Here is a 2,896-nt window from a genome sequence, read left to right as displayed (position 1 = left end):
CAAACCCCTGCAGCGCGGGCTGCAGGGGTTTGGGAATAAAACCTTGGCGATGACCTACTCTCGCACAGCTTGAGCTGCACTACCATCGGCGCAGCTGCGTTTCACTTCCGAGTTCGGGATGGGATCGGGTGGTTCCACAGCGCTAATTTCACCAAGGAGACGGTTGGGACGTCGCCATCCAAGAAAACGGATGAGGCGCCAGTCTCGCAGAGGTCTTGTGACGTAGCGTGCACTTGGATCTATCGACATGTCATGTCGGCCAAGGCAACTTGAGGTTATATGGTCAAGCCGCACGGATCATTAGTATCAGTTAGCTCAATGCATTGCTGCACTTACACACCTGACCTATCAACCACGTAGTCTACATGGTTCCTTTAGGGGGCTTGTGCCCCGGGAAGTCTCATCTTGAGGCGCGCTTCCCGCTTAGATGCTTTCAGCGGTTATCGCTTCCGAACATAGCTACCCGGCAATGCCACTGGCGTGACAACCGGAACACCAGAGGTTCGTCCACTCCGGTCCTCTCGTACTAGGAGCAGCCCCTCTCAAACTTCCAACGCCCATGGCAGATAGGGACCGAACTGTCTCACGACGTTCTGAACCCAGCTCGCGTACCACTTTAAATGGCGAACAGCCATACCCTTGGGACCGACTACAGCCCCAGGATGTGATGAGCCGACATCGAGGTGCCAAACACCGCCGTCGATATGAACTCTTGGGCGGTATCAGCCTGTTATCCCCGGAGTACCTTTTATCCGTTGAGCGATGGCCCTTCCATACAGAACCACCGGATCACTAAGTCCTAGTTTCCTACCTGCTTGATCCGTCGATCTTGCAGTCAAGCACGCTTATGCCTTTGCACACAGTGCGCGATGTCCGACCGCGCTGAGCGTACCTTCGAGCTCCTCCGTTACTCTTTAGGAGGAGACCGCCCCAGTCAAACTACCCACCATACACGGTCCCCGATCCAGATAATGGACCTAGGTTAGAACGTCAAGCACGACAGGGTGGTATTTCAAGGATGGCTCCACTGCAGCTAGCGCCACAGTTTCATAGCCTCCCACCTATCCTACACAGACGAACTCAACGTTCAGTGTAAAGCTATAGTAAAGGTTCACGGGGTCTTTCCGTCTTGCCACGGGAACGCTGCATCTTCACAGCGATTTCAATTTCACTGAGTCTCGGGTGGAGACAGCGCCGCTGTCGTTACGCCATTCGTGCAGGTCGGAACTTACCCGACAAGGAATTTCGCTACCTTAGGACCGTTATAGTTACGGCCGCCGTTTACTGGGGCTTCGATCAAGAGCTTCGCCTTGCGGCTGACCCCATCAATTAACCTTCCAGCACCGGGCAGGCGTCACACCCTATACGTCCACTTTCGTGTTTGCAGAGTGCTGTGTTTTTGATAAACAGTCGCAGCGGCCTGGTTACTGCGACCCTCTTCAGCTATAGCTCGCATGAGCCACCAAAAAGGGTGCACCTTCTCCCGAAGTTACGGTGCCATGTTGCCTAGTTCCTTCACCCGAGTTCTCTCAAGCGCCTGAGAATTCTCATCCTACCCACCTGTGTCGGTTTACGGTACGGTCTGCGTAAGCTGAAGCTTAGGAGCTTTTCCTGGAAGCGTGGTATCAGTGACTTCGTCTAAAAGACTCGTCTCGGTGCTCGGTCTTAAAGGATCCCGGATTTGCCAAAGATCCAAACCTACCGCCTTTCCCCGGGACAACCAACGCCCGGTACACCTAACCTTCTCCGTCCCTCCATCGCACTTACGCGAGGTGCAGGAATATTAACCTGCTTCCCATCGACTACGCATTTCTGCCTCGCCTTAGGGGCCGACTCACCCTGCGCCGATTAACGTTGCGCAAGGAAACCTTGGGCTTTCGGCGTGCGGGTTTTTCACCCGCATTATCGTTACTCATGTCAGCATTCGCACTTCCGATACCTCCAGCAAGCTTCTCAACTCACCTTCACAGGCTTACGGAACGCTCCTCTACCGCGCATAACAAAGTTATGCACCCCAAGCTTCGGTTCTGTGCTTAGCCCCGTTAAATCTTCCCCGCAGACCGACTCGACCAGTGAGCTATTACGCTTTCTTTAAAGGGTGGCTGCTTCTAAGCCAACCTCCTGGCTGTCTGTGCCTTTCCACATGGTTTTCCACTTAGCACAAAATTTGGGACCTTAGCTGTGGGTCTGGGTTGTTTCCCTTTTCACGACGGACGTTAGCACCCGCCGTGTGTCTCCCATACAGTCCGTCTCGGTATTCGGAGTTTGCAATGGTTTGGTAAGTCGCGATGACCCCCTAGCCATAACAGTGCTCTACCCCCGAGAGGATACATATGAGGCGCTACCTAAATAGCTTTCGAGGAGAACCAGCTATCTCCGGGTTCGATTAGCTTTTCACTCCTAATCACACCTCATCCCCTACCTTTGCAACGGGAGTGGGTTCGGGCCTCCAGTGCGTGTTACCGCACCTTCACCCTGGGCATGACTAGATCACCCGGTTTCGGGTCTACTGCCCGCGACTATGCGCCCTTATCAGACTCGGTTTCCCTTCGCCTCCCCTATACGGTTAAGCTTGCCACGAACAGTAAGTCGCTGACCCATTATACAAAAGGTACGCAGTCACTCTTTCGAGCTCCTACTGCTTGTACGCACACGGTTTCAGGTTCTATTTCACTCCCCTCTCCGGGGTTCTTTTCGCCTTTCCCTCACGGTACTGGTTCACTATCGGTCGGTCAGTAGTATTTAGCCTTGGAGGATGGTCCCCCCATGTTCAGACAGGGTTTCACGTGCCCCGCCCTACTCGTCTTCACTGATATGGCCCTTTCAAATACAGGGCTATCACCTTCTATGGCCGGCTTTTCCAAACCGTTTTTCTAAAACCATATCAGCTTAAGGG

At 53.7% G+C, this 2,896-nt stretch carries 2 rRNA genes (1 of these 2 only partly in view); both read right to left on the bottom strand.

Annotation, left to right across the window (positions count from 1 at the left end):
• Window positions 1-41: 41 nt before the first annotated feature.
• Window positions 42-156 (bottom strand): 5S ribosomal RNA (rrf, locus tag AC06FE_RS19410).
• Between the two features lie 123 nt (window positions 157-279).
• Window positions 280-2,896, bottom strand: a 23S ribosomal RNA gene (locus tag AC06FE_RS19405); it runs 261 nt beyond the window's last position.

This window comes from Stenotrophomonas sp. Steno-C18, from assembly GCF_056393195.1.
Note: the sequence above shows the minus strand (reverse complement) of the source record. Positions and strands in the feature narration are given on the sequence as shown.